Consider the following 1,815-nt stretch of genomic DNA (forward strand, 5'->3'; position numbering starts at 1 on the left):
TCGCGCACGGCGGCGCGGGCGAGCGAGATCGGGGTGGCGAAAGTCTCGTAGTGGTTGACCACGCTGATCCAGCTGCCGTCGGCGTTCTGCATCACGTGGAGTTCGCGGCCGTCTATGCGGACCGTGGGCAGGCCGGGCGAGTGGTGGCCGCCGTGGTGACCGCCGCCGGTGGCGGCGGTGATCTGTATGCGGCGTCCCAGGTAGACCTCGTCGACCGTGCCGGCGGGTATCGCGGCGCGGGAGTCGGTGCCGGCCGCGTACGCGGTGGCGCCCGCGAGGCCGATGACGGAGAGTGCGCCGGCAGTGGTGCCCAAGGCCTGCCTGCGGGTGATCTTGTTCATGGCCGAAGAACTATCAGGCGAGCGGGGCCAGTTGACCGCTATCCGGACATCGAAGGATAAGTTTCACATCGAACGAATGGGGCGATCTTCCCGTTCTGGTCAAGTTCGACGGTCCGAACGGGAAGATCTGCGTCAGTAAGTCTACTGGCCAGTAATTCTTTCGGTGTCATGCGGTTCTCATGAGCGGGATCACATCGGAGAGTCGGCCGGAAGGTGTGGCGAAATGCCACCTTCCGCTTCGTTCGAAGCCGCCTTGGGAAGTAAATGCCCGATATCGCCCTATAGTTCCGACATGGCCCTGCATGAGACGAAGGACGCATCCGCCACCGACTCCGACACGGACGTGTTCGCGTCCGTCCTGAGCGGGCAGGTTCTCCCCAAGTACCGGATGCCCGAAGACCACTCGCCCACCGAAGTGGTCTACGAGCTGATCAGCAACGAGCTGCTCCTCGACGGCAACGCGGCCCAGAACCTGGCCACCTTCTGCACCACCTGGTCCGACGACGGCGTCCATCGCCTGATGAACCAGTGCCTCGACAAGAACATGATCGACAAGGACGAGTACCCGCAGACGGCGGAAATCGAGGCGCGCTGCGTCAACATCCTCGCCGACCTGTGGAGCGCCCCGGAGGGGACCACCGGAACCGGCTGCTCCACCACCGGCTCCAGCGAGGCCGCCATGCTCGGCGGACTCGCCCTCAAGTGGCGTTGGCGCGCTGCCCGCAAGGCCGCAGGGCTCCCCACCGACCGGCCCAACCTGGTGTGCGGACCCGTGCAGATCTGCTGGGACAAGTTCGCCCGCTACTTCGACGTCGAACTCCGTCAGGTCCCCCTGGAGCCGGGCGCCACCGGCCTGCGGCCGCACCAGCTCGCCGATCACGTCGACGAGAACACCATCGGTGTCGTCGCCATCCTCGGCGTCACCTACACCTGTGACTACGAACCGGTCGCCGAGATCGCCGCCGAACTCGACCGGATCCACCGGACCCTCGGCTGGGACGTCCCCATCCACGTGGACGCCGCCAGCGGCGGCTTCGTCGCGCCCTTCCTCCACCCCGACGTGGTGTGGGACTTCCGGCTGCCGCGCGTGGCCTCGATCAACACCTCGGGCCACAAGTACGGGCTCGCGCCCCTCGGCGTCGGCTGGATCGTCTGGCGCACCGCCGATCTGCTCCCCGCCGACCTCGTCTTCGACGTGGACTACCTCGGCGGCGACATGCCGACCTTCGCCCTCAACTTCTCCCGCCCGGGCGGCGAGATCATCGCCCAGTACTACCTGTTCCTGCGCCTGGGCAAGGGCGGCTACCGGCGCGTCCAACAGGCCTGCGCAGACACCGCCCGGTACCTGGCCGGCGAGATCGCCGGAATGGGTCCCTTCACCCTGCTCTACGACGGGCACGGCGCGCTGCCCGCCGTCTCCTACACCCTCGCCGACCCGGACGGTGCGGGCTTCACCCTCTACGACCTCTCCGAC

The 1,815-nt window shown here is 67.3% G+C and carries 2 protein-coding genes; one reads left to right on the forward strand and one right to left on the reverse strand.

Features of this window, described 5'->3' with window-relative positions:
• Positions 1-341, reverse strand: a 341-nt coding sequence (melC1, locus tag ADK55_RS14315) for an apotyrosinase chaperone MelC1 (protein WP_053678707.1), incomplete at its 3' end; no start/stop codon positions are given.
• A 292-nt stretch (positions 342-633) separates the two neighbouring features.
• On the opposite strand from melC1, the gene ADK55_RS14320 reads away from it, so the two are divergent.
• Positions 634-1,815, forward strand: a 1,182-nt coding sequence (locus ADK55_RS14320; protein ID WP_053678710.1) for a glutamate decarboxylase, incomplete at its 3' end; no start/stop codon positions are given.

Origin of the sequence: Streptomyces sp. WM4235, from assembly GCF_001279725.1 — a bacterium.
Taxonomy (GTDB): domain Bacteria; phylum Actinomycetota; class Actinomycetes; order Streptomycetales; family Streptomycetaceae; genus Streptomyces.